General features: G+C 57.7%; 28 protein-coding genes. 13 read left to right on the top strand and 15 right to left on the bottom strand.

What is annotated here, in order from left to right:
• Positions 1-206: 206 nt before the first annotated feature.
• Both C7H10_RS11970 and zapE read right to left on the bottom strand, forming a co-directional pair.
• Positions 207-1,391 (bottom strand): thiolase family protein, encoded by a 1,185-nt coding sequence (locus tag C7H10_RS11970; RefSeq protein WP_106695030.1) that lies wholly within the window; start codon positions 1,389-1,391, stop codon positions 207-209.
• A gap of 244 nt (positions 1,392-1,635) precedes the next feature.
• Complete coding sequence (zapE, locus tag C7H10_RS11965; protein WP_208622834.1) at positions 1,636-2,733, bottom strand: cell division protein ZapE; 1,098 nt, start codon at positions 2,731-2,733, stop codon at positions 1,636-1,638.
• A 277-nt stretch (positions 2,734-3,010) separates the two neighbouring features.
• On the opposite strand from zapE, the gene C7H10_RS11960 reads away from it, so the two are divergent.
• Positions 3,011-3,448, top strand: a complete 438-nt coding sequence (locus C7H10_RS11960; RefSeq protein ID WP_058092005.1) for a Z-ring associated ZapG family protein — start codon at positions 3,011-3,013, stop codon at positions 3,446-3,448.
• Between the two features lie 224 nt (positions 3,449-3,672).
• On the opposite strand, the gene C7H10_RS11955 is transcribed toward C7H10_RS11960, so the two are convergent.
• The 11 genes from C7H10_RS11955 to C7H10_RS11905 form a co-directional block, all read right to left on the bottom strand.
• Complete coding sequence (locus C7H10_RS11955; RefSeq protein ID WP_106695028.1) at positions 3,673-4,416, bottom strand: Nif3-like dinuclear metal center hexameric protein; 744 nt, start codon at positions 4,414-4,416, stop codon at positions 3,673-3,675.
• 215 nt (positions 4,417-4,631) lie between these two features.
• Entirely contained in the window at positions 4,632-5,693 is a 1,062-nt protein-coding gene (gene hisC / locus C7H10_RS11950; RefSeq protein ID WP_106695027.1) for a histidinol-phosphate transaminase, read from the bottom strand.
• A complete protein-coding gene (hisD, locus tag C7H10_RS11945; RefSeq protein ID WP_106695026.1) occupies positions 5,686-6,990 on the bottom strand; it encodes a histidinol dehydrogenase in 1,305 nt (434 codons plus the stop codon). Before hisD ends, hisC begins: the two co-directional genes overlap by 8 nt.
• A gap of 236 nt (positions 6,991-7,226) precedes the next feature.
• Entirely contained in the window at positions 7,227-7,874 is a 648-nt protein-coding gene (gene hisG, locus C7H10_RS11940; protein ID WP_106695025.1) for an ATP phosphoribosyltransferase, read from the bottom strand.
• 26 nt (positions 7,875-7,900) lie between these two features.
• Positions 7,901-9,163, bottom strand: coding sequence for a UDP-N-acetylglucosamine 1-carboxyvinyltransferase (gene murA / locus C7H10_RS11935; protein ID WP_106695024.1), 1,263 nt, complete (start codon positions 9,161-9,163; stop codon positions 7,901-7,903).
• A gap of 19 nt (positions 9,164-9,182) precedes the next feature.
• Positions 9,183-9,431 carry a BolA family protein gene (locus tag C7H10_RS11930; RefSeq protein ID WP_061331522.1) on the bottom strand — a complete coding sequence of 83 codons (249 nt, stop codon included), beginning with the start codon at positions 9,429-9,431 and terminating at the stop codon, positions 9,183-9,185.
• 60 nt (positions 9,432-9,491) lie between these two features.
• Positions 9,492-9,809 (bottom strand): STAS domain-containing protein, encoded by a 318-nt coding sequence (locus C7H10_RS11925; RefSeq protein WP_106695023.1) that lies wholly within the window; start codon positions 9,807-9,809, stop codon positions 9,492-9,494.
• The gene (locus tag C7H10_RS11920) at positions 9,806-10,459 is read right to left on the bottom strand and encodes an MlaC/ttg2D family ABC transporter substrate-binding protein (RefSeq protein WP_106695022.1); all 654 of its coding nucleotides are present in this window, start codon (positions 10,457-10,459) and stop codon (positions 9,806-9,808) included. The genes C7H10_RS11925 and C7H10_RS11920 overlap by 4 nt, the downstream gene beginning before the upstream one ends.
• Before the next feature lie 31 nt (positions 10,460-10,490).
• Entirely contained in the window at positions 10,491-10,940 is a 450-nt protein-coding gene (gene mlaD / locus C7H10_RS11915; RefSeq protein ID WP_061331525.1) for an outer membrane lipid asymmetry maintenance protein MlaD, read from the bottom strand.
• A gap of 21 nt (positions 10,941-10,961) precedes the next feature.
• Positions 10,962-11,744, bottom strand: a complete 783-nt coding sequence (gene mlaE / locus C7H10_RS11910) for a lipid asymmetry maintenance ABC transporter permease subunit MlaE (RefSeq protein ID WP_058092015.1) — start codon at positions 11,742-11,744, stop codon at positions 10,962-10,964.
• Positions 11,741-12,553, bottom strand: coding sequence for an ABC transporter ATP-binding protein (locus tag C7H10_RS11905; RefSeq protein WP_106695021.1), 813 nt, complete (start codon positions 12,551-12,553; stop codon positions 11,741-11,743). The genes mlaE and C7H10_RS11905 overlap by 4 nt, the downstream gene beginning before the upstream one ends.
• A gap of 217 nt (positions 12,554-12,770) precedes the next feature.
• On the opposite strand from C7H10_RS11905, the gene C7H10_RS11900 reads away from it, so the two are divergent.
• The 12 genes from C7H10_RS11900 (at position 12,771) to yjgA (ending at position 22,044) form a co-directional block, all read left to right on the top strand.
• Positions 12,771-13,760, top strand: coding sequence for a KpsF/GutQ family sugar-phosphate isomerase (locus tag C7H10_RS11900; protein WP_106695020.1), 990 nt, complete (start codon positions 12,771-12,773; stop codon positions 13,758-13,760).
• A complete protein-coding gene (locus C7H10_RS11895) occupies positions 13,760-14,329 on the top strand; it encodes a KdsC family phosphatase (protein WP_106695019.1) in 570 nt (189 codons plus the stop codon). Before C7H10_RS11900 ends, C7H10_RS11895 begins: the two co-directional genes overlap by 1 nt.
• A complete protein-coding gene (gene lptC / locus C7H10_RS11890; RefSeq protein WP_106695018.1) occupies positions 14,326-14,925 on the top strand; it encodes an LPS export ABC transporter periplasmic protein LptC in 600 nt (199 codons plus the stop codon). The genes C7H10_RS11895 and lptC overlap by 4 nt, the downstream gene beginning before the upstream one ends.
• Positions 14,909-15,445, top strand: coding sequence for a lipopolysaccharide transport periplasmic protein LptA (gene lptA / locus C7H10_RS11885; protein ID WP_106695017.1), 537 nt, complete (start codon positions 14,909-14,911; stop codon positions 15,443-15,445). Before lptC ends, lptA begins: the two co-directional genes overlap by 17 nt.
• A 7-nt stretch (positions 15,446-15,452) precedes the next feature.
• Positions 15,453-16,178 (top strand): LPS export ABC transporter ATP-binding protein, encoded by a 726-nt coding sequence (gene lptB, locus C7H10_RS11880; RefSeq protein WP_058092020.1) that lies wholly within the window; start codon positions 15,453-15,455, stop codon positions 16,176-16,178.
• Positions 16,179-16,361: 183 nt separating this feature from the next.
• On the top strand, positions 16,362-17,897 hold the full coding sequence (locus C7H10_RS11875; RefSeq protein WP_244178267.1) for an RNA polymerase factor sigma-54: 1,536 nt from the start codon (positions 16,362-16,364) through the stop codon (positions 17,895-17,897).
• 74 nt (positions 17,898-17,971) lie between these two features.
• A complete protein-coding gene (gene hpf, locus C7H10_RS11870; RefSeq protein ID WP_058092021.1) occupies positions 17,972-18,274 on the top strand; it encodes a ribosome hibernation promoting factor in 303 nt (100 codons plus the stop codon).
• A 98-nt stretch (positions 18,275-18,372) separates the two neighbouring features.
• A complete protein-coding gene (ptsN, locus tag C7H10_RS11865) occupies positions 18,373-18,840 on the top strand; it encodes a PTS IIA-like nitrogen regulatory protein PtsN (protein WP_072676728.1) in 468 nt (155 codons plus the stop codon).
• A 40-nt stretch (positions 18,841-18,880) separates the two neighbouring features.
• Positions 18,881-19,765 (top strand): RNase adapter RapZ, encoded by an 885-nt coding sequence (rapZ, locus tag C7H10_RS11860; protein ID WP_106695016.1) that lies wholly within the window; start codon positions 18,881-18,883, stop codon positions 19,763-19,765.
• A 6-nt stretch (positions 19,766-19,771) separates the two neighbouring features.
• Complete coding sequence (locus C7H10_RS11855; protein ID WP_072676726.1) at positions 19,772-20,041, top strand: HPr family phosphocarrier protein; 270 nt, start codon at positions 19,772-19,774, stop codon at positions 20,039-20,041.
• Positions 20,042-20,135: 94 nt separating this feature from the next.
• On the top strand, positions 20,136-21,497 hold the full coding sequence (mgtE, locus tag C7H10_RS11850; protein WP_106695015.1) for a magnesium transporter: 1,362 nt from the start codon (positions 20,136-20,138) through the stop codon (positions 21,495-21,497).
• 10 nt (positions 21,498-21,507) lie between these two features.
• Entirely contained in the window at positions 21,508-22,044 is a 537-nt protein-coding gene (gene yjgA / locus C7H10_RS11845) for a ribosome biogenesis factor YjgA (RefSeq protein ID WP_072676724.1), read from the top strand.
• 26 nt (positions 22,045-22,070) lie between these two features.
• Here yjgA and C7H10_RS11840 read toward each other — a convergent pair whose 3' ends face one another.
• Positions 22,071-22,895 (bottom strand): carbon-nitrogen hydrolase family protein, encoded by an 825-nt coding sequence (locus C7H10_RS11840; RefSeq protein ID WP_106695014.1) that lies wholly within the window; start codon positions 22,893-22,895, stop codon positions 22,071-22,073.
• A 12-nt stretch (positions 22,896-22,907) separates the two neighbouring features.
• Positions 22,908-26,639: a YhdP family phospholipid transporter gene (locus C7H10_RS11835; protein WP_106695013.1), complete on the bottom strand. Its 3,732-nt coding sequence runs from the start codon at positions 26,637-26,639 to the stop codon at positions 22,908-22,910.

Here is a 26,639-nt window from a genome sequence, read left to right as displayed (position 1 = left end):
GTTGTTGTTCTGAGTCGCTGCTCGGTTGTTCTGATTTTGGTGTCTTGGCGGCTGTGCATACAGTGCCCTGATGCTTGCACTATAGCTAAGGCCTTTGGGGGCTTTGATCAGTCAAAAGTATGATTTTGCTGTCACTCTCCGTTTAGCCATGTTTTCGCACTCCCTCACTATAGACAAGATTCGGGAGTGCAACCACTTTGACTGTGTTACAGAACTTCGATGGCCATGGCGGTGGCTTCCCCCCCTCCAATACACAGTGCGGCAACGCCTTTTTTCTTGCCGTAGTGCTTCAATGAATGCATCAGCGTGACCAGCAGACGGGAGCCGGTGGAGCCGACCGGATGGCCCTGGGCGCAGGCGCCACCATGCACATTCACCTTGGCCGGGTCCAGGCCGAGCTCTTTAATCGGCATCATGGCAACCATGGCGAAGGCCTCGTTGATTTCGAACAGGTCAACCTCGTCTTTGGTCCAGCCGGTTTTCTCAAACAGCTTTTCAATGGCTCCCACCGGGGCGCAGGTGAACTCGCTCGGGTGCTGGGACTGGGTGCTGTGGGCCACGATACGGGCCATCGGCTTCAGACCGCGTTTTTCAGCTTCGGACTCACGCATCAGAACCAGAGCGGAGGAGCCGTCGGAGATAGAAGAAGCATTTGCTGCGGTCACGGTACCGTCTTTCGCAAATGCCGGGCGCAGGGTCGGAATTTTCTCAATGTTGGCAGCGTGTGGCTGCTCGTCATCTTCGACAACCACCTCACCTTTACGGGTTTTGACGGTAACCGGAATGATCTCGTCTTTCAGCAAGCCTTCCTCAATCGCTTTCTTGGCGCGGGTCAGGGACTGGATGGCGTACTCATCCATGTCTTCCCGGCTGTAGCCTTTCTTGTCTGCCATTTCCTGAGCAAAGGAACCCATCAGGCGACCGGTTTCCGCATCTTCCAGACCGTCCAGGAACATATGATCCTGCGGAGCCTGCCCGGGCCCCATACGGTAGCCCTGGCGGGCGCCAAGCAGCACGTAGGGTGCATTGGACATGCTTTCCATGCCCCCGGCGACCATGATGTCGTTGGTGCCTGCCTTGATCAGGTCATGGGCCAGCATGGCCGCTTTCATGCCGGAGCCACAAAGCTTGTTGATGGTGGTGGCACCGGTGCTGTCGGGCAAGCCAGCCTTACGCATGGCCTGGCGGGCCGGGCCCTGTTTGAGACCGGCAGGCAGCACGTTACCCATGATGACTTCCTGGATATCCGCAGGCTGCAGGCCAGCGCGCTTGACCGCTTCGGCGATGGAGATGGCGCCCAGTTCAGGGGCTGAGACCGGGGCGAGACTGCCCATAAATCCGCCCATGGGAGTGCGTACGCCGCTTACGATAACTACGTTGTCTTGGCTCATTTGTGACCTCTCTTGGTAACGGGTCTGTCCCCGGGTGGGGACTGGCCCTCTTTTATGGAGTTGGGTTCTAAAGTGGGTCAGTCCCCTGCGGGGACAGACCCTGTAACCGCACTGATTTTTGGAGTTGGGTTCTAAAGTGGGTCAGTCCCCGTTCGGGGACAGACCCTGTAACCGCACTGATTTTTGGAGCTGGAGTCCAAAATGGGTCAGTCCCCGTTCGGGGACAGACCCTTTGGGACAGACCCTAGGGCTTATGGGGTGCTTCCAGGTATTCCCGGGACTGCATTTCAAGCAGGCGGGATTCGGTGCGCTCGAATTCGAAGCTCAGGCGGCCGCCGGTGTAGAGCTCGGTGATCGGAGCGGCTGCCGAGATGATGACTTTGACGTTACGGTCGTAGAACTCGTCAATCATATTGATAAATCGACGCGCCTGGTCGTCATTGTTTTTACCCAGCTGTGGCACATTGCTGATGATGATGGCGTGGAACTGACGCGCCATTTCGATGTAGTCGTTCTGGCTCCGCGGGCCGTCACACACGGATTTAAAATCGAACCACACCACGTCATCTGCGTGGGCCTCGGCCGGAATTTTGCGTCCGTTGATTTCCATGGTTTTGCTGTGCTTGCCCGCCTCGACGGCAAGGGCATCAAAGCTGGTGCGCAGGCTGACATCGGCCTGATCGTCCAGCGGGGAATGGTAAAGCTCAGCCTGTTCAAGGGTTCTCAACCGGTAATCCACGCCGCCGTCGACGTTCACCACTTCGGTATGTTTCTTCACCAGCTCTATAGCGGGGAGGAAACGGGCCCGTTGCAAGCCATCCTTGTAGAGGCCGTCTGGCACGATATTCGATGTGCATACCAGGGTAACACCGCGGCCAAACAGTCCATCCATCAGCGTGGCGAGAATCATTGCATCGCCGATATCGGAGACGAAGAACTCATCGAAGCAGATAACACGGGTTTCATCGGCAAACTTTTTGGCCACCCTGTCCAGTGGATTTTTCTCCCCCTTCAGCTGCTTAAGCTCGTTGTGAACCCGCTGCATGAAGCGATGAAAATGCACCCGCATCTTGCGGTCAAACGGCAACGCCTCGTAGAAAGTGTCCATCAGATAGGTCTTTCCACGGCCCACACCGCCCCAGAAATAGAGCCCCTTGACCGGATCTTCCTTGCCTTTCTTCAGTTTACGGCGCAGTTTTGCCAGACCTTTGTGGCGTTCACTTTCGGCATCCACCAGTTTGTCGTACAGTGCCTGAAGGCGACGGACGGCATCTTCCTGGGCCGGGTCTTTGTGAAAGTCCGGGCGTTCAAGATCCTTTTGGTAACGCTCCCAAGGGCTCAGGTTCGCGACGGTTTCAGAAGACATGGCTGCTGTCATCAGGGTTTCCCGGGATTGTAATGGTGTTGGATTTTCGGCGCGGTATTGTCGCTTATTTCGCACTTTTTCGCCACGCCAGGCGGCGTGCTAGTGTCCCGCCTGGCTAATTCCATAGCCAGACGGGACACCAGGGCAATACGACGATTCGCTCAGTGCTTGGCCATGGGCTCAATCAGTCAGGGGAGTTATACTCTTTGAATGAGGATTAGCTCACTCGCATGCAACGAAAGGACGTTTTTATATGACAAACCTGATTCTGGCGGCGGTAGCCGCGTTGGTGGTTGGCATTGTCATCGGGATTCTGGTGGGCCGTTCAGGCCAGGGAGCAACGCTCCGGCAGCGCCGGGCAGAGCAGCAAATTGAAGAATTGCGCAGTGAGTTTACTCGCTATCAGGCACAGGTGAATGAGCATTTCATGGAGTCTGCCCATTTGCTGCGCCGGTTTAATGATGCCTATCGCGATGTAAATCAGCATATGGCCCGTGGCGCGAACCGGCTTTGCAATGATGAAGACTGGCTGGAAGAGCTGGGACAGGATGGCTCGGGTCGGCTGGAGCACGGCAGCGATGAAAACTCAGAGCCGCCACGGGATTATGCGCCGAAGGCTGATCCTGAGGACAAAGGCACACTGGCCGAGGATTATGGTCTGAATGCGGATGGTACCAAGCGGTCTGCTTGATTACCGAGATTTCCAAGCCCGGCACAAGCCATCAGTAATGGGGCCTGGTTGGGCTGGGGATGGCTTTCCAAAAACCGCTACGAGCACATCCATGTGCGCTTCTCTCAGGCCATCCATGGCCTTCGAAATTTTTGGAAAGCCATCCCCAGCCCAACCACCAGATTCCTCAGCGAGCCTCTACCCTGCTTACGATGACTCTATTCTCCGGTGATGCCGCCGAACAACTAGACCGGATTATCACAGTCAATAAACTGGTGTTTCACTCCAAACTCCCTGGCTAGCGCCTCCCCCAACGCCTGCACACCATAGCGTTCTGTGGCGTGGTGGCCCGCTGCAAAGTAATGGATTCCACACTCTCTGGCAGTGTGAGTGGTTGGCTCGGAAATTTCTCCGCTGATGTAAGCATCAACCCCTGCGTTCAACGCGGCATTTATAAAACCTTGAGCTGCGCCGGTGCACCAGGCTACGGTTTTGATTTTCTCTGGGCCGTCCCCCACATGAAGGGGCTGCCGGTGAAGGGCTCTGGCGATGTGGAGACCAAACGTTTCCGGAGTCATTGGTTCAGAAAGCTCGCCCTGCCAAACCAGTCCGCCGATCGGCGTGGGGTTCTGAATATTCAGGACATTGGCGAGTTGGCGGTTATTGCCGTATTCAGGGTGGTCATCGAGCGGCAAGTGGTACGCCACCAGGTTGATGTCGTTATCCAGCAGCTGCTTGATGCGGTTCTTTTTCATGCCGCGGATGGTCTGATCTTCACCTTTCCAGAAGTAGCCGTGGTGAACCAAAATCATATCGGCGTTTTGTTTCACCGCTTCGTCGATCAACGCCTGCGATGCTGTCACTCCGGAAACGATGGTCGCTACGTTCTCATTACCCTCTACTTGCAGGCCGTTCGGGGCGTAGTCCTGAAAGTTCTCCGGCTGTAGCCATTCATCAATCTTCTTTAGGATGTCTATACGGGTTGCCATAATATTGAACCTCCATGATTCGGAGTTTTCGGTATCGGCGCTTCAGGCCTTATTGCAAAGCAAGGGGCCGGAGGGGCTTTCCAAAAAACGCCTCGAGACATCCATGTGCGGCTTGGGCTCCGCCATCCATGGCTCCGCACATTTTTGGAAAGCCCCTCCGGCCCCTCGCTCCAGACTTTATGCGCGCCGATTCCTCGTTCAGCCCCGGCGAAAGCCTAGAGGAAATCCAGCCCCTTGATCAAAGCATTGTTTTGTTCAGCGGTGCCAATAGTAATTCGCAGGAAGTCGCCAATGCGCGGCTTGTTGAAGTGACGAACGATAATACCTTGCTCTCTGAGCTTGGAGGCGATATCGGCACCTTCGTGACTCGGGTGACGGGCGAAGACGAAGTTTGCTTTTGAGGGCAGAACTTCAAAGCCAAGGCGCTCCAGTTCAGAGGTTACGCGTTCACGCTCGTCAATCACACCGCCACAACATTTCTCAAACCACTCTAGGTCCTCAAATGCGGCGATCGCGCCAACCAGAGCAAGGCGATCGAGCGGGTATGAGTTGAAGCTGTCTTTTACCCGATTCAACGCTTCGATCAACTCCTCATTACCCACGGCAAAGCCTACCCGAAGACCAGCAAGAGACCGGGCCTTGGACAGAGTCTGGCTGACCAACAGGTTCGGATATCGGTTGACCAGTGAAATAGCCGTCTCACCACCGAAGTCTACATAGGCTTCATCCACCACCACTACGTTATCCGGATTCGCCTTCAGGATTTTTTCCACATGCTCCAGCCCCAAATAACGACCAGTCGGAGCATTCGGGTTCGGGAATATGATGCCGCCGTTCGGGCGCTTGTAATCGTCCGGGTTGATTTCGAAGCTTTCAGTCAATGGGATGACATCGCTTTCGATCTGATACAGGCCGCAGTACACCGGGTAGAAGCTGTAGGTGATATCCGGGAACAGGATCGGTTTGTCGTGTTTGAGCAAGCCCTGGAAGATGTGGGCCAGAACCTCGTCTGAACCGTTACCCACGAACACCTGCTTGGCGGAAATACCGTAATCCGAATGATAAGCTGCAATCGCTTCTTTCAGCGCCTGCCCTTCCGGGTCCGGGTACAAGCGGAGGTTGTCATTCAGCTCAGACTGAATGGCGGCAATCACCTTCGGGGAGGGCCCGAAGGGGTTTTCGTTGGTGTTCAGCTTGACCAGGTTCGCCATTTTCGGCTGTTCACCCGGCACATACGGCTGCAATTCGCTGACCAGCGCGCTCCAGAACTTACTCATTGATACGGTACTCCGCTGAACGGGCGTGAGCAGTCAGTCCTTCACCGCGCGCCAGAACAGAGGCTACGCGCCCCATCCGGTCGGCACCCTCTGGGCTGAAGCCGATCAGGGAAGAGCGTTTCTGGAAATCGTAAACGCCCAGCGGCGAACTGAACCTTGCCGTGCCGCTGGTAGGCAGAACGTGGTTCGGGCCGGCACAGTAGTCACCAAGGGCTTCAGCGGTGTAACGGCCCATGAAAATAGCACCGGCGTGGCGAATGTCTTCCAGCATCGCCTGCGGATCTTCCACCGACAGTTCCAGGTGTTCCGGAGCAATCCGATTGGAGACTTCCGCCGCTTCCTTCAAATCGGCCACGTGAATCAGCGCACCACGGCCAATCATGGACGTACGGATAATCTCCTCCCGCTCCATGGTCGGCAGCAGCTTGTTGATACTGGCTTCCACCGCATCCAGGAACGCCGCATCCGGGCTGATCAGAATACTCTGGGCCTGCTCGTCGTGCTCGGCCTGGGAGAACAAATCCATCGCGATCCAGTCCGGATCTGTCTTGCCGTCGCAGATCACCAAAATCTCCGACGGGCCGGCAATCATATCAATGCCCACAACCCCGAACACTTCCCGCTTGGCTGTAGCCACAAAAATATTCCCTGGGCCCACAATCTTGTCCACTGCCGGCACAGTCTCTGTACCGTAGGCCAGCGCAGCCACAGCTTGCGCACCGCCAAGCGTAAACACCCGATCAACCCCGGCAATCGCGGCCGCCGCAAGCACCATGTCGTTCACCACGCCATCCGGCGTCGGCACCACCATGATCAACTCACCGACACCCGCCACCTTCGCCGGAATGGCATTCATCAGCACCGAAGACGGATACGCCGCCTTACCGCCGGGCACATAAAGCCCCGCCCGATCCAGCGGCGTCACCTTCTGCCCCAGAATCGTCCCGTCCTCGTCTTCATACTGCCAGGACTTCTGATCCTGCCGCTCATGATAATCCCGAACCCGCTCAGCCGCCTTCTCCAAGGCCACCCGCTGGTCCTGCGGAATCCGCTCCAACGCTTCCTGAAGACGGCTCTTGTCCATCTCCAGCTCGGCCATGGAGCCGACCTTCAACCGGTCAAACTGCTCGGTAAACTCCATAACCGCCGCATCGCCACGGGTTTTCACCTCATGCAGGATATGCCGAACCGACTCATTCACCTGATGGTCAACACTGTCATCCCACGCCAACAGCTTGGCCAGCGCACCGTCAAAGTCGCTTTGGGTTGTCGTCAGTCTGGTGATTCTGTCGTTCATCGCTTTAATCCTGCGTTGGATTGAATACTGATTTCCGTCGGATTACCCGCCAACAGTTCGGGAATGGACTGGCTAGGGACTCCACCTCGGAAGCACGCGGAAGCGCTCGGGTAGGCCCTTCCAAAAATGTGCGGAGCCATGGATGGCGGAGCCCAAGCGTCACAAGGACGTGCCGAAGGAGCGTTTTTTGGAAGGGCCTACCCGAGGGCTGACATGCACCCAAACAGAAGGAAGCCTTACTCCGAACCGCGACGGCGATCCACAGCAACCGCCATCTTCTCGATGATGGGATTAATCTGCCCATGCTTCATCTTCATAGAAGCCCGATTAACCACCAACCGCGAACTGATATGATCAATCAGCTCCCGAGGCTCCAGCCCATTGGCCTTCAGCGTATTGCCCGTATCCACAATATCGACAATCTCATCCGCCAGATCCAGAATCGGCGCCAGCTCCATTGCCCCATAGAGCTTGATAATATCCGCCTGCCGCCCCTGTGCCGCATAATAACGCCGCGCAAGATTTACGAACTTGGTGGCCACCCGGATTCGCCCGGCCGGCGGCTGCTCACCCTTCTTGCCCGCGGTCATCAGCTTGCAGCGGGAAATGTTAAGGTCCAGCGGCTCATACAGGCCTTCCCCGCCGTGCTCCATCAGCACATCCTTGCCCGTGACTCCAAGATCGGCCCCGCCATACTGCACATAAGTGGGCACATCGGTGGCACGGATAATCAGAATCCGCACGTTCGGGTCCGTGGTCGGGAACACCAGCTTGCGGGACTTCTTCACGTCGTCAACCAGTTCAATACCGGCCTCCGCCAGCAACGGCAGGGTCTCTTCGAGAATTCGTCCCTTCGACAAGGCGATGGTGATGGAATCTGTCATGGGTCTTTCCGGGTCCCGTTGGTTCATTATGCCGGCAAACGGCGAATACTTGCGCCCAGCAGCTGCAGTTTTTCTTCAATACATTCATAGCCGCGGTCTATGTGGTAAATGCGGTCTACGATGGTGTCGCCATCGGCCACCAGGCCAGCGATAACCAGGCTGGCCGAGGCTCGCAGATCCGTGGCCATAACCGGCGCGCCCGTCAGATGCCCCACACCTTTAATGATGGCGGCGTTACCTTCCAGACTGATATCCGCGCCCATGCGAATCAGCTCCTGCAGGTGCATAAAGCGGTTTTCAAAGACCGTCTCTACAATGGTCCCCGTGCCCTCGGCGACGGCGTTCATCGCTGCAAACTGGGCTTGCATATCCGTCGGAAAGGCGGGGTATGGCGCCGTTCGCAGGTTAACCGCCTTCGGGCGCTTACCCTTCATATCCAGCTCAATCCAGTCCGGCCCGGTGGTGATGTGGGCGCCAGCTTCTTCCAGCTTCAGTAATACCGCCTCAAGCAGGTCTTCGCGGGTATCTTTAACCTTCACCCGGCCACCCGTGGCGGCCGCAGCCACCAGATAGGTACCGGTTTCAATGCGATCCGGCAGCACGTTGTAGTGACAACCGTGCAGTCGCTCTACGCCATTGATCTCGATCGTGGCGGTGCCATGGCCCTTGATGTCAGCGCCCATGGCAATCAGGCACTCGGCCAGGTCAACCACTTCCGGTTCACGGGCGGCGTTTTCAAGGATGGTTTTACCCTCAGCCAGGGTTGCAGCCATCAGCAGGTTTTCGGTGCCGGTTACCGTCACCGTATCCATAAAGATATGGGCACCTTTCAGACGGCCGTTGGTCTTGGCCTTGATGTAACCATTCTCAACCTTGATATCCGCGCCCATCAGTTCCAGGCCGTGGATGTGCAGGTTGACCGGGCGGGTACCGATGGCACAACCGCCAGGCAGGGAAACTTCTGCCTCACCAAAATGCGCCACCAGCGGGCCCAGCACCAGAATAGAGGCGCGCATGGTTTTCACCAGCTCATAGGGCGCATGAAAATGCTTGATGGTGTTGGCGTGAACCTCAACACTCATCTTCTCGTCTATCAGCAGCTCGACACCCATCCGGCCAAGCAGTTCGATCATCGTTGTGATGTCGTTCAGGTGCGGCAGGTTGCCAACGGTCACCGGCTCATCCGCCAGCAGGGTGGCTGCCAGAATCGGCAGCGCCGCGTTCTTGGCACCGGAGATGCGAATCTCGCCATCCAGAGGCTTGCGCCCCCTGATCAGAAGTTTATCCACAATATCTGTCCTGTTCGGTTCAGGCGTTGGCCTGCCGCTCGGCCCACTCGCTCGGGGTGTAGGCCTTCGGGTGAAGGGCGTGAATGGTGCCGTCCATGATGTGCTGGAACAGTACCTTGTTAATCATTTGCTGCCGTTTGATGGTTGGCAGGCCTTCGAATACCTCACCCACCGCGACCACGAGGTAATGGTTGCCATCAACCTGCACCTGCACCTCGCAATCGGGCAGTGCTTGTTTTACTAGATCGGTAACCTGGGCGGCGTCCATAGGGATTCCTCGGCTGTATTGAAATCAGGGGCGGAATTGTAACCAATTCCCGGGCGCCGGTCAGCTGTGTGAGGCAAATCCGGGAATCTGATCTTTAAGATTGCTGAGCGCAGCCAGCGACAATAGGCGGTCGCTGGCGCCTTCAAAGGTAAGGGATACTTGCCGACTGAGCGCCAGCCGATGCCAGCAAAGGAGCATAGAGAGCACCACGCTGTGGGCGGTGCCCAGCCCGACAAGGTCGACCGTAAGCGAGCTCTGGGCGCCGTTGATTAGCTGTTCACCCTGTTTGCGCAACGGAATCACCGAATCGGCATCAACCGATCCGGTTACCCGAAGAGTGGCACCATCCAGAATCGCTGCAGGCGCGTCACTGGTCATGACCGGTCTATTTCCTCATCCAGGTTCAGCGACTCCACCGCATCGCTCCAACCATCGATAACCAGTTGAATCTGGCCCCGATTCGCCTCCATTTCCTGTGCAAAGCGGTCACGGAAAGCCAGACCGATATTGATACCCTCAACGATGACGTTTTCCATCATCCAGCGGCCGTCGGCATTGCGGTACATGGAATAAGTGACCGGATAGCGATTTCCTGAGGAGGTGATGACCTCCATCTGCACGGTAGCCCGATCATTGTTCTGGGCCATGATAGACGCCTCTTTCACCTGAATGGTGAAATCATCGGCCGACACCAGCGCCTGGGCATAACTGTCAAACAGGCTGCGCTTGAACTTCTCGACAAAGTCATCGCGCTGCTCTGGCGTCGACTGCCGGGCGTAGCGGCCCATTACCCGAGCCGCAATGCGACGGAAATCCACAAACTGGTCAAGGGTTTCATCCATGCTCGCGTAAAAGGCTTCCGGGTCAGATGCGTAGAGCCCCTTCTCCGCCTGAAGCTTTTTTACCAACTTCTGGGTATTGTCATCCACATACTGCCTAAGCTCTTCTTCCGGCCCTGCCCAGGCCTGGCCAAGCCCTACTGCAAACAGGGCAAATATCAGTATAAGGCGTTGTTTCAAAACAAGCATTGCAGTCTCCTGTGCGTTTATTCCCATTGCCTCAACGGCCCGAGGCGAAATTGCTGATCATCCGTTCCAGATTCATTGCAGATTGGGTGGAATAGAAGGTGTCGCCTTCTTTCAAGGATTCAAGATCCCCACCAATGGATATATCAATGTACTGCTCCCCCAGAATTCCGGATGTACGTATTACTGCTGCACTGTCCGCCGGGATATTGTCGACGTCTTTGTGAATGGACATGGTCACCCTGGCCTGAAAGGTTTCCCGGTCCAGAGTGATCGACTCAATGGTGCCTACTGTCACGCCCGCCATGGAAATCCGGCCCCGGGGCGCCAGCCCGCCGATATCGTTAAAGTTTGCGTGGAGCTTGTACGTAGCGCCAGCAGCCTTGGGGGACAAGCCACTGACCTGCAACGCCAGGAACAGCAAGGCAGCCAGACCGGCGATAATAAACAGACCGACGATAATTTCTGTTGTTCGTTGTGCCATGAGAGGCTCCCGGAATACCTGTTAGAAATTTCCAAACATGACAGCGGTCAGCACGAAATCCAGGCCGAGAACCGCCAAAGATGAATACACCACGGTTTTGGTGGTGGCTGAGCTGATCCCTGCTGAGGTGGGCACACAGTCATAACCCTGGTACACCGCGATCCAGGCGCAGACAAAACCGAACACCACACTCTTGATCAGCCCGTTGAGAACGTCATCCACAAAGTCCACTGAGGCTTGCATATTGCCCCAATATGAACCTTCGTATACACCCAACCACTCAACACCCACCAACATGCCACCCCAAACGCCAACCACCGCGAATATCATGGCCAGAATGGGTAGTGAAATAAAACCCGCCCACAACCTCGGGGCGATCACCCGCCGCAACGGGTCGACCCCCATCATTTCCATACTGGAAAGCTGCTCGGTGGCTTTCATCAACCCGATTTCGGCGGTTAACGCAGAGCCAGCACGACCAGCAAACAACAGTGCCGCCACCACCGGCGCCAGTTCACGCACCAGGGTCAATGCGATCATCTGGCCGATGGCCGCCTCTGAACCAAAATCGCTGAGAATGGTGTATCCCTGAAGACCAAGCACCATGCCGATAAACAAACCCGACACCACCACAATGGCCAGCGACAGCACACCGACTGCATACAACTGCTTTACCAGCAACGGAAAACCTACGGAAGGTTTCGGCACGCCTCCAACAACGCCTGCCAGAAACTGACAGGCCCTCCCCAGCGACGCTATAACGTCAAGCCCTGTTCGCCCCAGGGCTGCAATGCGATCCATCATGCGCCACCCCCACGAATTCCGAAATCGGATGCCGCATCGTTGTTCGGATAATGAAACGGCACCGGCCCATCGGGCTGACCTTTCAGGAACTGCTGAACCCGCTCGGAGGGGTGCGCCCTGAGTTCATCCGGGGTTCCCTCACCAATGACCTTGCCATCCGCGATGATGCACGCGTAGTGACAGATACTCAGGGATTCAGGCACGTCATGGGAAACGAGCACACTGGTCAGACCCATGGAGCTGTTCAGATCGCGAATCAATTTGACGAGAACCCCCATGGCAATGGGATCCTGCCCGGCGAAAGGCTCATCGTACATGATCAGCTCCGGGTCCAGCGCGATACTGCGGGCCAGCGCCACCCGACGAGTCATCCCGCCGGACAGCTCAGAGGGCATCAATTTGCGGGCGCCACGCAGGCCCACCGCCTCGAGCTTCATCAGCACGATATCCCGTATCATGTCTTCCGGCAGGCGGGTATGAACCCGTAAAGGGAAGGCAACGTTCTCGTACACGCTGAGATCGGTGAACAGGGCGCCGCTCTGGAACAACATGCCCATCTTTTCCCGGAGCAAATACAGTTCCTTGCGCTTGAGCTTTGGCACCTCACGACCCGCCACCACCACCTGACCGGAGTCGGGACGTAACTGGCCACCAATCAGTCGCAGCAGCGTGGTCTTCCCGGTGCCACTGGGGCCCATGATCGCGGTGATCCGCCCCTTAGGAATATCCAGCGAGACACCATCAAATATGCGCCGGCCGGAGCGGGAAAACACCACGTCGTTAAGGCTTATGTATGCAGATGACGCCATAATCCATCCTGATCAAAGAGCGCCTACATTATGACAAGCGCCGCTTCAGCTCAATGAAAAGCCGGTTAAAGCTACGTAAAATGTCTTGATGGCAATGATCAGTTTCCCTGAACGTTGGCTGCCATGTGTCTTAACAATGATATACTCACGACTCAGTCGCCCGATCACCGACGTTTGGCCGGGCAAACCAGACCGACCGAGCAGACTATCCGCCGAGATGACAGATTCACACGCTCCAGACACCCCCGACTACCGATCCTCCGCAGTGCGAGCCATCCGCATCGAGCGGGAAGCGATCGAAGCCCTGGAAGGCCGTATCAACGGCGACTTCACCAGAGCCTGCGACGTTATCATGGCCTGCAAAGGCCGGGTAGTGGTAACCGGCATGGGTAAATCCGGCCATATCGGCAACAAGATTGCAGCCACATTGGCCAGTACCGGCACACCCTCCTTTTTTGTTCACCCAGGTGAAGCCAGCCACGGCGACATGGGCATGATCACCCCGCAAGATGTAGTCATTGCCATCTCCAACAGTGGCAGCACCAGCGAAGTGGTGACCATTCTGCCCCTGATCAAACGCATGGGGGCACCGCTGATCAGCATGACCGGCAACCCGAACTCTGTACTGGCTCAGGAAGCGGTCGCCAATCTGGATGTCAGCGTTACCCTGGAGGCCTGCCCGCTTGGCCTGGCACCTACATCCAGCACCACCGCCACTCTGGTCATGGGCGATGCGTTGGCCGTGGCGCTGCTGGAAGCCCGCGGTTTCAGTGCGGAAGACTTTGCCTTCTCTCACCCGGGCGGCAGCCTGGGGCGGCGCTTGCTGCTGAGGGTTTCTGACATCATGCATACCGGCGACCAGATTCCCAAAGTTCTTGAAAATACCACCCTCAGCGGCGCCCTGCTGGAGATCAGCCGTAAAGGGCTGGGCATGACCACCATCGTCGACGCCCAGGGGCATCTGACCGGCATCTTTACCGATGGCGACCTGCGCCGGACCCTGGACAAATCCGTCGACGTTCACACCACCCCGATCCGGGACGTCATGACCCGACACGGCAAAACCATTCAGGCTGACCACCTGGCGGCCGAGGCACTGAACATCATGGAAGAGATGAAGATCAATGCCCTGCCGGTCACCGATGAGGATGGCAACCTGGTTGGCGCCATCAACATGCATGACCTGCTGCGTGCGGGGGTCATTTAATGAGCGACCTGGCACCGCCCATGCACACCGGCTGGGACGACACCCTTAAGGCAAAAGCCGCAAAGATTCGCCTCATCGCCCTGGACGTGGACGGCATCATGAGCGATGGCCGGTTGTATTTCAGCGCTGCCGGCGACGAACTCAAAGCGTTCAATATACTGGATGGCCTGGGCCTGAAACAGTTGATGAAGGCCGGCATTACCGTGGCAGTCATCACCGGGCGCCGGTCACCACTGACAGAAAAACGGATGACCGACCTCGGCATCCCGCACCTGATGCAGGGCCGGGAAGACAAAAAAGTTGCGTTACAGGAACTGGTTGCAGGCATGGATATCGCTCCGGACCAGATTGCCTATATGGGCGATGATCTGCCAGATCTGCCCGCCCTGACATTCGCCGGCCTGGGCATCAGTGTACCCAACGGCTACTGGCTGGTGCGTCAGCAAGCCGACTATTGCACCCAGGCCCCGGGGGGGCACGGCGCCGTGCGTGAAGCATGTGACCTGATACTCTGGGCGCAGAACCGGCTGGACGCTACTCTGGCCCCCTATCTGGGCAAGCCGTCATGATCCCGGGGGCCCTGTCGGACATCGTTCGCAAACCCTGGGTTCGAACCCTGGCGCTGGCAGCCACGGTTCTCGCCACCGTCTTCCTGATGTGGCAGAACGAGGAAGGTGACAGTGTGCGGGGCGATGCCGCAGAACTCAGGGGCCCGTCGGAACCCGACAGTTTTATCATCGAGGGCCGCTACACAACCTGGGACGAACACGGCAACCTGAAGATGTCGATATCCAGCCCCCGAATTGAGCAGTTTGAAGACACCAACTACGCCACCATGAATGCCCCAAGAGCCAGGATTTTCAGCGAACAGGCCACCCCACCATGGATAATCGAAGCGGATGAAGGTAGCCTCCGGCAAGACGATGATCAGGTGACCTTGACGGGCAACGTTGTCGTACTCCGGCAAACCGGCGACTCTGAAGCCACTCTGAAAACCGAATCACTGACCCTGGATAACCGCCAGGGCACGGTATACACCGATCAACCGGTCACCATTACCGAACCGTTCGGCGTTACCCAGACCAATGGCATGAAAGCCTGGGTAAACGAACGCATACTGGAACTCAACTCCCGGGTGGAAGGGCAATATGAAACCATCAGGTAAGCGCACACACCGACTGCCGGTCATGCTGGCCGCACTGATGCTGGCCAGCCCGGCAACCGCGTTTGATCTGGATTCCGACACCCCCATCAAGGTCAGCGCTGATTCCGCCCGCCTGGACGATACCGAAGGGACCGCCATCTACACCGGTGACGTTGAACTGGTCCAGGGGGCCACCCAGCTGAACGCAGAGCGGGTGGTGCTGTACCGAAGCCCCGAAGGTCTCAGCCGGATTGAGGCGAGCGGCGAACCCGCCCGATATCGCCAGTCGGCACGGGAAGGTGAAGCCATGACAGACGCCCGGGCGCGGACCATCACCTGGTCAGCGGCGGAAAACCGGCTGACGTTCGAGCGCCAGGCAGTGATTGAACAAGGCAACAATGTGTTCCGGGGCGACGTCATCCAATACGACACCGTGCGCAGGGTGGTCACGGCAGAAGGCGGCACGCCCTCGGAAGAAAGCTCTGGCCGGGTGGAAATGGTGATTCAGCCTCGCGGCTCCAGCAACCCCACAGACGAATAGGTTACTGATGGCAGTTCTCAGGGCCAGCAACCTGGCAAAAAGCTACAAACAGAAAAAAGTGGTTCTGGATGTGTCTCTGGAAATCCGGTCCGGAGAAATCGTAGGCCTGCTCGGCCCCAACGGCGCCGGGAAAACTACCTGTTTTTACATGATTGTCGGGCTTGTACCCTCCGACCGCGGCCGAATCACCATTGACAGCCAGGACATCACGCCCCTGCCCATGCATGGCCGGGCACGCAAAGGCATCGGCTACCTGCCCCAGGAAGCCTCGGTATTCCGCAAACTAACCGTGCGCGACAACATCATGGCCATTCTGGAAACCCGAAAAGGCATGAAACGGCCGGAGCGGGAAGCCAAACTTGAGGAACTGCTCGAGGAATTTCACATCACCCATATCCGGGACAGCCTGGGTATGGCGCTGTCCGGTGGTGAACGGCGGCGCGTCGAAATCGCCAGAGCGCTGGCCATGGAACCTGCATTTATTCTGCTGGATGAGCCCTTCGCCGGGGTAGACCCGATTTCAGTCAGTGACATCAAGCACATCATTCGGCATTTGCGGGACAAGGGCATTGGCGTGCTGATCACCGATCACAACGTGCGGGAAACCCTCGATATTTGTGAAAACGCCTACATTGTCTCCGGCGGCCATATCATCGCCTCCGGCAATGCGGAAGCCATCCTGGCCAACCAACAGGTCAAGGAAGTCTACCTGGGTGATGAGTTCCACCTGTGAGCGGAAGAAAACCCCTCGACGACCGAGGTCTGATTGTTTTGATGATCTGTAGCAAGTAAACTCGGCAAAGAACTTGCTTATACTGATACCAGTGAGCGGCAAGTAACCAGCGTATAACAATTTTTTTGCCTGACAGCAGGCAACGTCACTACCGGGACACCCTTGATTTATGGATCTTGAGCCATGGTTATGAAAGCCTCATTACAGCTTAAGATGGGCCAGAGTCTGACCATGACGCCCCAGCTGCAACAGGCCATTCGCCTGCTTCAGCTTTCCACCCTCGACCTCCAGCAGGAAATCCAGCAAGCACTGGAATCCAACCCCATGCTGGAAACCTCCGAGGATGACGATCAGTCTGACACCCCCGATACGGATGACGATACCCGGGACGAACATAAAGACCGGGATTCCGACCACGATGAACCAGCCACTGAGGCTGCCTCTGACTGGGATGAAAACGAAAATGGCCCGGACTGGGCTTCCGAAAACGACATCCCGGATAACATCCCCGACGACCTGCCCGTAGACACCGCCTGGGACGATATCTACCAGTCTGCACCGGCGCCAGCCAGCAAAGGGGATGACGAGAACGAGTCGGATTTCGAAACCCGCAATTCACCGGCCGAGACCCTCCAGGACCACCTGGAATGGCAGCTCAACCTGACCCCCATGAGCGAGCGTGACCAGGCAATCGCTCACGCCCTGATGGACGCTGTGGATGAGCGCGGTTACCTGACCTCACCGATTGAGGAAATCCATTCCGGCCTGCAGGACGAAACCGAAGAAGACCCCCTTGAACTGGACGAGGTAGAAGCGGTCCTGCACCGGCTACAACACTTCGACCCGCCGGGCGTGTTCGCCCGGGACCTGCAGGAATGCCTGCTGATTCAGCTCAACCAGTTGCCGCCAGATACCCCCTGGCTTCGACAGGCCCGCCTGGTGGTTACCCAGTTCCTGCATTTGCTGGGCAACCGGGATTACGCGCAACTGCTGCGCCGCAGCAGACTCAAAGAAGATCAGTTGCGCGAGGTTCTGGCCCTGATTACCAGCCTCAACCCTCGCCCGGGTGACGTGGTAGACCGAGCGGAGCCGGATTACGTGATACCAGACGTCATCGTCCGAAAACACGAGGGCCGGTGGCGTGTTGAGCTCAATCCGGAGATCGCCCCGAGAATTCGGGTCAACGCCAGCTACGCATCACTGATCCGTCGCGCCGATAGCAGTGCTGATAACACCTACCTGCGGGATCAACTGCAGGAGGCCAAGTGGTTCATTAAAAGCCTGCAAAGCCGCAATGAAACGCTGCTGAAAGTCGCCACCCGGATTGTTGAGCACCAACAGGGTTTCCTGGACCAGGGGGAGGAAGCGATGAAACCGCTGATCCTCTCGGACATCGCACAGGCCGTGGAAATGCACGAATCCACCATTTCACGGGTCACCACTCAAAAGTATATGCACACACCCCGCGGCATTTTCGAGCTGAAGTACTTTTTCTCCAGCCACGTCAGTACCGCTGAGGGCGGAGAATGTTCCTCCACTGCTATTCGTGCGATGATCAAGAAACTGATTTCAGAAGAAACTCCAAAAAAGCCGTTGAGCGATAGCAAGATTGCAGCCATGCTTGGAGATCAGGGCATCAATGTGGCCCGGCGCACCGTTGCCAAATACCGGGAGGCCATGCACATCCCTCCTTCAAACGAGCGCAAGAGACTGGTTTAACATTTTTCCGGTGCATGAGGCACCGGACACGTAGCCCGGTGGCAACATCGGCATGATGACAACAGGAGACGCCTATGCAACTCAACATTTCAGGCCATCACGTAGAACTGACCCCTGCACTGAAGGATTACGTCAACACCAAGTTCGAGAAGCTGGAGCGTCACTTTGACCACATCAGTAACTGTCAGGTGACGCTGGAAGTTGAGAAGGTACGTCAGATGGCTGAAGCCACCCTGCATGTCATCGGTGGCGAGATCCACGCAAAGGCTGAGAGTGAGGATATGTACGCCGCGATTGATTCGCTGGTGGACAAGCTGGACCGCCAGATCCTCAAGCACAAAGAAAAGAACGTAGACCGGATGCACGGCAACGGCTGAGCGCGCTCATCGCGCCACCGTACCGGGTGTTTCAATGATACGAGCTGCGGCGGGGCATACCGGCCGCAGCCTTTTTTTTACGGAATCACAGTCGATCCATGAGCGATACATCCCTGACCATCGACAACATTCTGGCTCCCGAACTGACGCTGTGCCGAGTGCCAGCCTCCAGTAAGAAGCGGGTTCTGGAAACCATCGCAGAGCATATTCATCATCAGGATGAAATCCTCAGCGACACCGAGATTTTCAGCAATCTGGTTTCTCGCGAGCGGCTTGGCAGCACAGGTATCGGCCAGGGTATTGCCATACCCCATTGCCGCCTGGAAGGGCTGGACCGCGTGATCGGCGTGCTGATGACGCTGGAAGAGAGCATCGACTTCGATGCTATCGACAATCAGCCGGTCGACCTGGTGTTTGCCTTGATCGTGCCCAAAGAAGCCACCAGTGAACATCTGGAGCTGCTAAGCCAGTTGGCCGAGAAATTCAACGACAACGGGTTCTGTGAACAGCTTCGCCAGTGCCAGGATGCAGCATCCCTTTACCAGCGCATGACCGCGGCATCCTGATAAGCAGTAGCACCAACAGAAGCAGGCAGGAGCGTCCATCATGAAACTGATCATCGTCAGTGGCCGATCCGGGTCCGGTAAGAGTACCGCGTTGCATGTGCTCGAAGATCTGGGTTTTTATTGCATCGACAACCTTCCCATCGGACTGCTGTTCCCGCTGACCCGGGAAGCGGCGCAACAGGAAGCGCCGGGGCGGCTCCGGAAAATGGCCGTCAGCATCGACGCCCGCAACCTGTCTGCCGAACTGGCCAACTTCGAACAGATCTATCGCCAGCTTCGCGATGCGGGAGTCGTTGTCGAGATTATCTTTCTGGATGCCGATGAGCAGTCCCTTCTGCAACGGTTCCACGCCACACGCCGAAAGCACCCGCTGAGCGATGACCGTACTTCCCTCCGAGAAGCCATCACCAACGAAAAGGCACTGTTGGAACCGCTGTCAAAACTGGCAGACCTTTACATCAACACCACCGGCATGTCGATGTATGAACTGCGCGACATGGTCAAACAGCGAGTGGTCGGTCGTAAGGATCAGGAGCTTGCACTACTGTTCCAGTCATTCGGTTTCAAGCATGGCGTACCGGTCGATTCCGATTACGTCTTCGATGTGCGCTGCCTGCCCAACCCATACTGGGACACCAGCCTGCGCAAATACGTCGGTACCGATCAGCCGGTTATCGAGTTTCTCGAGCGGGAACCTCTCACCAGGCAAATGGTGGACGACCTGATCCGCTTCCTGGATACCTGGCTACCCTCGTTCGCCGACAGCAACCGCAGCTACATGACCATTTCTATTGGCTGTACCGGTGGCCAGCATCGTTCCGTCTATGTCTGCGAGCAACTGGGCCAGCACTTCCGCACCCGATACAACAACGTGCAGGTTCGTCATACTGAACTTCCCCACCTCCAGGCCCGAGGGGAGATCTGATCCAACATGATCTGCCGCCCCGTCACCATCATCAATAAACTGGGCTTGCATGCCCGCGCCACCGCCAAGCTGGTGGCCACCGCCTCCGGCTTTGACAGCCAGGTGCGGATACGCGGCAAGGGCCGGGACGTGGATGCCAAGAACATCATGCAGGTGATGATGCTGGCTGCCAGCCAGGGCACAGATATTGAACTGGTCGCCGACGGCCCTGATGAGCAGGAAGCCATCGAGGCACTCGTAGAACTGATCGGTGATTATTTCGGCGAGGGGGGTTAAGCACACCCTGGTTCGTCATTCACCTACAATCCTTTCTCACCTGACGGCGCTAACTCCGCTATAATGCGACGGTTTTCTGATCGCAGGTGGTTTCATGACCGATATTCTGGAAAAAAGTCAGGCCCGCCAGCGCCTTCGCTCCCTCAGTGAGGCCCTGGACAGTGGTGCGCTCAAGCAGGTTGCCCGAATCCTCAATGGCGGCCTGAGCCCCAGCGATATCGCACACCTGCTGGAATCTTCCCCTCCCCGCCAACGCGCCCTGCTGTGGAATCTGGTCGATAAGCAACTGGAAGGGGAAGTACTCCAATATCTCGGTGACGACATCCGGGCCTACTTCCTGAGCCAGCTGAACGCCCAGGAACTTGCAGATATCATTGAGGATTTTGAATCCGACGACCTGGCCGACCTGCTCCAGCAGTTGCCAGACACGGTGATCCAGGAGGTCCTGGACACCATGGACGAGCAAGACCGGCAGCGGGTAGAGGAAGTACTCTCCTACCCCGAGGACACTGCCGGCGGCCTGATGAATACGGACACCATTACGGTGCGCCCAGATATCAGTATTGACGTGGTACTGCGGTACCTGCGCCGCCACCGCAACCTTCCCCCCATGACCGACAGCCTGATTGTGGTCAGCCGGCGGGACGAATTCATTGGCATGCTGCCCATCACCCGAATGCTGGTATCCAACCCCGCATCCACGGTTCGTGAGGTGATGGACACCGATATCGAGCCGATTCCGGTCACCCTGTCCGACACCAAGGTCGCCACCCTGTTCGAGCGCTACGACCTGATTTCTGCGCCGGTTGTTGGTGACGACAATAAGCTTCTGGGCCGGATCACCATCGATGACGTGGTCGACGTTATCCGGGAAGACGCTGATCACTCGCTGATGAGCATGGCCGGTCTGGACGAAGACGAAGACACGTTCGCACCAGTGATCAAAACCACGCGCCGGCGAGCCGTCTGGCTCGGAATCAACGTAGTGACCGCGTTTACCTCAGCCTCTGTGATCGGTATGTTCGAGGAAACCATTCAACAGGTGGTCGCACTGGCCGTACTCATGCCAATCGTCGCCAGCATGGGCGGCATCGCCGGCAGCCAAACGCTGACGCTGATGATTCGTGGCATGGCCGTGGGCCAGGTCAGCAATGACAACGTGAAATGGCTGCTGAACCGGGAGTTTCTGGCAACAACGCTGAACGGGTTTCTGTTTGCACTGGTGGTGTCTGCAGCGGCCATGGTGTGGTTCAGAGACCCAACCATTGGCCTGGTGATTGCTATGGCGCTGGTCATCAACCTGACCATCGCCTCAATCGTCGGCACCCTGCTGCCGTTAACACTGAAACGACTGAATATAGACCCGGCACTGGCCGGGGGCGTGATCCTGCTCACCACCACCGACGTCGTGGGCTTCCTTTCCTTCCTGGGGCTCGCCACCTATTTTTACGCTTGAGGAGCCAACCATGAGTCAATCCGACAACCACCCGCACCACGAGGAGCTCGAAGAAGATTTCGGCCCGAGCAAATCCCAGATCAAGCGGGAAATGCACGCGCTCCAGGACCTGGGTAAACAGATGCTGGATCTCAATGACGAGCAATTGGCGTCACTGGACATCAGCGACACCCTGAAGGCTGCCATCGTGGAATCACGGCGTATTAATCAGCGCGAAGCACGCCGCCGACACCTGCAATACATTGGCAAGATCATCCGGCAAGAGGATGACCCGGAAGCACTGGCTCGTGCCATTGGCGCATTCAATGCCGGCAGTGAGGAGCACACCCGCCGGCATCACCTGGCCGAGCGCTGGCGCGACAGGATGATCTCCGAAGGCGACAAGGTGGTGGGGGAGTTCATCGATTATTGCCCGGCGGCAGACGTGCAGCACCTGCGCAACCTGGTTCGCAATGCCCGCAAGGAAGTGGAGAAACAGAAGAATACCGGTCAGGCCCGTAAACTGTTCCGGGCCCTCCGGGAGTGGATTGATGACGCAGAGCAGTAAAGCAACCCGCTGAGCGGAGTTCTACGTTAAAGGCGGCGGTGCTCCCAGACCGGCATTCTGGCCCGAACCTGGTTCAGTTTTTCCATATCCAGGTCTGCCACAACCAGGCCTGGGCCCTCATCCAGTTCCGTCACCACCCCGCCCCAGGGGTCACAGATCAAACTGTGGCCATAAGTCTTGCGTCGCTCACTGTTTTGCCCCCCCTGGCCGGGGGCAACCACCCAAACCTGGTTCTCGATGGCCCTGGCTCGAATCAGTGGGTGCCAATGGGCGTCTCCAGTTTGCCAGGTAAAGGCGCTGGGCAGGCACACCCACTCGGCACCCTGTTCTCGCAGCGCCCTGAACAGTTCAGGAAACCGCAAGTCGTAGCACACTGCCATCCCCAGCCGGCCGGCGGGAGTATCCACGGCAACCACCTGGTCACCTGGCTCGAAGGTATCCGACTCCCGGTATTGGCCATGGGAATCCTCAACCATGGCGTCAAACAGGTGAATTTTGTCGTAACGGGCAACTTCCTCGCCCTGATCGTTGTAAACAATGCAGCTTGCACGCACCCTGTCGGGAACATCAGAGCCATCGGGTCGTGTTGCCAGAGGCATGGAACCACCTACGATCCATAGCCCCAGCCTCTTGGCCTGCTCTGAAAGAAAGCGGCGGATCACCGATTCACCGCCACTTTCCTGCCGACCGCACTCACGCATCTGAGCGGTGGCCAGAACCGCAAAATTCTCAGGTAATACTGCCACTTTCGCGCCTTGGGCGGCAGCATCACGCAACAGCGCCTCGGCCTCGGCCAGGTTACCGGCCAGGTTGTGACTGCTGACCATCTGAATCGCTGCAACTTGGGTCATGCTCCGACTCCTCTACTCACCCGTATCGAAAACCCGACGTAGTTCCACTTTGGGCTCGCTCCAGCTACCGGTGACACTGTAAGTGGCGCTGGTCAACTTGCTTAATGGGTCACCCAGAATTTTGTCCAGTACAAAGAGTGCGCCGCCAATGGGGGCGCTCGCTCCCATCAGTATGGCAGCCAGGGGCAGGTTCTGGGTAACCGGAAGCACCAGCACCAACCGCATATCCAGGCTCTCATCGGCCATATTGGTGGACCCGCTCATCTTGAAAGCCCCCGAAGGCCCCACCAGTTGCAGCTCTGGGTCCAGGGTAACCAGCCCGTTTACAATGACAGCCTTGCCGGAAATGGCATCAAACGCAATGCCCCGCTCATAAAGATCCGAGAAGTCCAGGCGCAGCCGGCGCCAGAGCGTGTCGGTGTTGAGCAGGTTGAAAATTCTGAACAACTGGGCTGAGCCACTTTGCTCCAAAATGACGCCGTCATCCAGGCGGACACTGACCTGGCCACTGAGCTGCTTCAGGGCAAATTCATCCGGTCGGCCGGGCCAGTCCAGATCCAGGTCAACCTGGGTCTGCTCATTATTCATTGGAATCGGCGCACCGGTCAGTGCCTCCAGCTCCCGGAGGCGGCCGCCTGAGAGGGTTCCAACAAATCGGCTGGTTTCGCGATCATCAACCACACTCCAACTCATTCTGCCAGTGAGCGCCAGCGTCTCCAGTTGCCCTTCAATTTCCTCGATGTTCAGGCGGAACGGCTGCGGCCGCATGGCGAACTGCCAGCGGCCGGCAGACTCATCGCCCAGCCTGAGGTCCGCGATGGTCACATCAATATCGGGCCAGCTCCCCACGTCCAGAGCTCGAAACGCTTCCAGTTGCTCCTCCAGGGTCAATATCTGCCGGTCCTCCTGGTCTTCACCCCCGGTATCTGAGCGCATCAGACTGAGTCGTTGCAGATCGGCGTCAATCGTTCCCTGCGTGGGCACCATCACCCTGCCCTGAACCCGATCAGATTCCGTGTTGAACACCCAACGATCTCCCAGATCCAGCGCATTGATCTGTATATTCCTGAGACTGTGCCCCGCCAGGTTCAGTTCACGGAGTCCCAGTTCAAAGCCTGACGGTTTCCACAGCAGATCAAAGGCCAACCGGTCCTGCCAGTCCCCCGTCACACGGACACCCTCAGTGTCCGTAGGGTCTATCAGCGCCTGCAACCGGGCCAGATCCGACGCTCCCTTACCCAAAGGCTGCGGCCAGTCCAGTGACAGGCCTTGAAAATCGGAGGTTACCGTTATCCGGGAAGCGCGCTCATCCGCCACGCTCAGCTGTGCCGAATAATCCAGGCTACCCGACATCCCGAGTGCGGAGCCCTCCGGCAACCCGAACTGATGCAAAAACGACGGCAAAGGAACCCGGCCGGTCTGGCGAATAGACAACGCTGCGCCCTTACCTGCCGGGCCCTGTTCTGATTGCTCAAACTCAACAGTCACCGGTTGCCCGAAGAACTCTGCCAGAAGTGGCTCACCGGAAAATCCCCGACGGGTATCGTAGCGGACCTCGCCCTCGATTCCTGCCCAGACCAATCCCGCTGCCGGGTAGGAGATGCTTGCTCCGGAGGTTGCCACCCGTGCGTTCACCGCTGTCTGCTCACCAGCCCCCAGTGGCAGATCAATATTCAGGGCTAACCGGTAGAGCCCCTGATAATCCAGCTCCGTGGCGGCCATTCCGGCCATGTCGCCAAGCGGTGTCTCGGTCATCCAGAACGGCACGCTCTCACCTGGCACATCGGCTTGTGCATCAACCCGTACGCGAGTCGGCCCCTCGCCATCTCCCGGCACAACCCTTACGACGCCCGAGCGCAGTTCCAGCCCGCCTGTCAGGGCCTGTTCCAGAGTGACCAGAGTGTCTGCATTCTGAACCTCAACCCGGCCGCGGGCGCTCTGCACTTCCGGCCAACGTTCGTCGTAACGGACAACACCACGATCGAACTCGTACCACATGGATGAGACAAACGATCCCCGGGGTGCCCCGGAATCGATCCGGCCGTGACCGTAATACTCACCGGCGGTGATATCGGCTTCCATAATGGCAGTTGTTAACCACTGATAGAGCCCGGGGTCCACCACCTTGGCCGGGACAAAATCTGCGAGCATGGACGCATCGCCGTTCTCAACGCCAACGCGCAAGCCCAGGTTATCTTCGCCAAACCGATCCAGCCTTAAATCAAACGCTCCGGTGAGTGTTGTACGGTCGGCGTAGGTAAATCGGAGATCGTCGGCAAATACACGGGTTATCGGGCCGGCCAGCTCCCAGGATACGGTGCCAGCCATCGAATCCAGCGGCCAGCCAGCATCATAGAGTTTTGGGAAGCCCAGGTAGGCGGGCCCGGTGGTATCGAGGGTTACATGGCCTGAATGCGCCGTCATCAGGATATGACCATCAAGCCCACGGGCGGCCGGCGCCCCTTGCGCGGCCTCAACCGACACCTGCCGCAATCGACCGGACAGCTGGAAGCCGGCCGGATCTTCCGGCAGCGTCAGGATCACGTCGTCAAGGTAGCCGGATGGCCGGTATTGCTCCAGCGCATGATTGGCCACGGCCGGAAGCAACGGAAGGTTCTGCACAAGCCGCCGGATCGGCGCCAGCGGCACGCCATCGGCAATCAGGATATTACCTCCGGAATCGGGCTCAAGGCGCAATCCAAAGGGTTGGACATCGTGGTCCAGCCACTGCCACTGCAGTTGCTGGAGCTGTAAGGGACCATCCCGGCGCCAGCCAAAACGAGCCTGGATACTCTCCAGGGGAGCCAGCGACTCCATATTGACCCCGAGCTGCAAATAGGGCGTTTGCACCATCCCCTGAACCTGCTCCAGCTCACCGCTGTCAAAGGTCAGCCAGGCACGCCCGCCCAGATCTGCCCCCTCTACACGAAGACCGCGCCAACTCAGATCGTCCACCAGACCATCAAACAGACGCCCGGAATCGACATCCACATACAACTGGCCGGTAAATTCGCCCCGGAAAAAGTGCTGCCCCACAAGGGCAAAACTGGCGAGCTGGGTCGTGGTTCCTGGCTGCATGGCCCTGCCCGAGGCCTGAAACAAACCACGGCGGTAGACCAGGTCCAGTTGGGGAATATCGAAATGCCGGGTATTGCCTGAACCATCATCAATGCCAAGGCTGATCCGGGTCATGGTCAGCCGCGGATCAGACAGCCAGCGCCCGGCCAGCCTGAGCCAGGTTTGCAGGTCCTGGCCACCGGGGCGGGTCAGGTCGGTCAGCTCATCCGGCGGCTCGAGCAGGTCCAGGCCGGACTGCCGGGCCAGGCTCAGGGTTAAGCCATCGGCTTCAAAGTCCTCGAACACCAAACGGAATCGCAGTACCGATGACAGAAAATCCAGACGCAGACGCAAGTGCTCAAGCTCGGCAATGGCTTGGCCGGTTTCGGGGTGGTGAACGGTCAGATCAGTAGCGGTTACTGCCGGGTCAAGCCAGTGCCAGCGGGAGGAAAGACGACCAATCCGGACATCCAGCCCGGTGCGATCGGAGAGTTGCTCAGAAAGCTCGCCGGTGAAACGGTCGATATTATTGGTCAGTTGCCTCCCCAATCCAACGTACAGGGCAAACACCACCAGCAAGGCGAAGATAAACCACCAGACTCCGTTTGCCAGGTGCTCCAGTAACTGCGCCAGCTTGCCGGCGCCCCGGCGCGGCTGCTGAGCTTGCTCCTGTTCACGGCCTTGCAT

This window comes from Marinobacter shengliensis (assembly GCF_003007715.1).
GTDB classification, from domain to species: domain Bacteria; phylum Pseudomonadota; class Gammaproteobacteria; order Pseudomonadales; family Oleiphilaceae; genus Marinobacter; species Marinobacter shengliensis.
The sequence above is the reverse complement of the archived record's forward strand: the minus strand, read 5'-3'. Positions and strand labels throughout refer to the sequence as shown.

What these genes read in the sequence shown, in the direction of transcription:
- C7H10_RS11970 (WP_106695030.1), bottom strand. Translation starts at nt 1,391, where the DNA reads ATGAGCCAAGACAACGTAGTTATCGTAAGCGGCGTACGCACTCCCATG.
- C7H10_RS11960 (WP_058092005.1), top strand. Translation starts at nt 3,011, where the DNA reads ATGACAAACCTGATTCTGGCGGCGGTAGCCGCGTTGGTGGTTGGCATT.
- C7H10_RS11955 (WP_106695028.1), bottom strand. Translation starts at nt 4,416, where the DNA reads ATGGCAACCCGTATAGACATCCTAAAGAAGATTGATGAATGGCTACAG.
- hisC (WP_106695027.1), bottom strand. Translation starts at nt 5,693, where the DNA reads ATGAGTAAGTTCTGGAGCGCGCTGGTCAGCGAATTGCAGCCGTATGTG.
- hisD (WP_106695026.1), bottom strand. Translation starts at nt 6,990, where the DNA reads ATGAACGACAGAATCACCAGACTGACGACAACCCAAAGCGACTTTGAC.
- hisG (WP_106695025.1), bottom strand. Translation starts at nt 7,874, where the DNA reads ATGACAGATTCCATCACCATCGCCTTGTCGAAGGGACGAATTCTCGAA.
- C7H10_RS11930 (WP_061331522.1), bottom strand. Translation starts at nt 9,431, where the DNA reads ATGGACGCCGCCCAGGTTACCGATCTAGTAAAACAAGCACTGCCCGAT.
- C7H10_RS11925 (WP_106695023.1), bottom strand. Translation starts at nt 9,809, where the DNA reads ATGACCAGTGACGCGCCTGCAGCGATTCTGGATGGTGCCACTCTTCGG.
- C7H10_RS11920 (WP_106695022.1), bottom strand. Translation starts at nt 10,459, where the DNA reads ATGCTTGTTTTGAAACAACGCCTTATACTGATATTTGCCCTGTTTGCA.
- mlaD (WP_061331525.1), bottom strand. Translation starts at nt 10,940, where the DNA reads ATGGCACAACGAACAACAGAAATTATCGTCGGTCTGTTTATTATCGCC.
- mlaE (WP_058092015.1), bottom strand. Translation starts at nt 11,744, where the DNA reads ATGATGGATCGCATTGCAGCCCTGGGGCGAACAGGGCTTGACGTTATA.
- C7H10_RS11905 (WP_106695021.1), bottom strand. Translation starts at nt 12,553, where the DNA reads ATGGCGTCATCTGCATACATAAGCCTTAACGACGTGGTGTTTTCCCGC.
- C7H10_RS11900 (WP_106695020.1), top strand. Translation starts at nt 12,771, where the DNA reads ATGACAGATTCACACGCTCCAGACACCCCCGACTACCGATCCTCCGCA.
- C7H10_RS11895 (WP_106695019.1), top strand. Translation starts at nt 13,760, where the DNA reads ATGAGCGACCTGGCACCGCCCATGCACACCGGCTGGGACGACACCCTT.
- lptC (WP_106695018.1), top strand. Translation starts at nt 14,326, where the DNA reads ATGATCCCGGGGGCCCTGTCGGACATCGTTCGCAAACCCTGGGTTCGA.
- lptA (WP_106695017.1), top strand. Translation starts at nt 14,909, where the DNA reads ATGAAACCATCAGGTAAGCGCACACACCGACTGCCGGTCATGCTGGCC.
- lptB (WP_058092020.1), top strand. Translation starts at nt 15,453, where the DNA reads ATGGCAGTTCTCAGGGCCAGCAACCTGGCAAAAAGCTACAAACAGAAA.
- C7H10_RS11875 (WP_244178267.1), top strand. Translation starts at nt 16,362, where the DNA reads ATGGTTATGAAAGCCTCATTACAGCTTAAGATGGGCCAGAGTCTGACC.
- hpf (WP_058092021.1), top strand. Translation starts at nt 17,972, where the DNA reads ATGCAACTCAACATTTCAGGCCATCACGTAGAACTGACCCCTGCACTG.
- ptsN (WP_072676728.1), top strand. Translation starts at nt 18,373, where the DNA reads ATGAGCGATACATCCCTGACCATCGACAACATTCTGGCTCCCGAACTG.
- rapZ (WP_106695016.1), top strand. Translation starts at nt 18,881, where the DNA reads ATGAAACTGATCATCGTCAGTGGCCGATCCGGGTCCGGTAAGAGTACC.
- C7H10_RS11855 (WP_072676726.1), top strand. Translation starts at nt 19,772, where the DNA reads ATGATCTGCCGCCCCGTCACCATCATCAATAAACTGGGCTTGCATGCC.
- mgtE (WP_106695015.1), top strand. Translation starts at nt 20,136, where the DNA reads ATGACCGATATTCTGGAAAAAAGTCAGGCCCGCCAGCGCCTTCGCTCC.
- yjgA (WP_072676724.1), top strand. Translation starts at nt 21,508, where the DNA reads ATGAGTCAATCCGACAACCACCCGCACCACGAGGAGCTCGAAGAAGAT.
- C7H10_RS11840 (WP_106695014.1), bottom strand. Translation starts at nt 22,895, where the DNA reads ATGACCCAAGTTGCAGCGATTCAGATGGTCAGCAGTCACAACCTGGCC.
- C7H10_RS11835 (WP_106695013.1), bottom strand. Translation starts at nt 26,639, where the DNA reads ATGCAAGGCCGTGAACAGGAGCAAGCTCAGCAGCCGCGCCGGGGCGCC.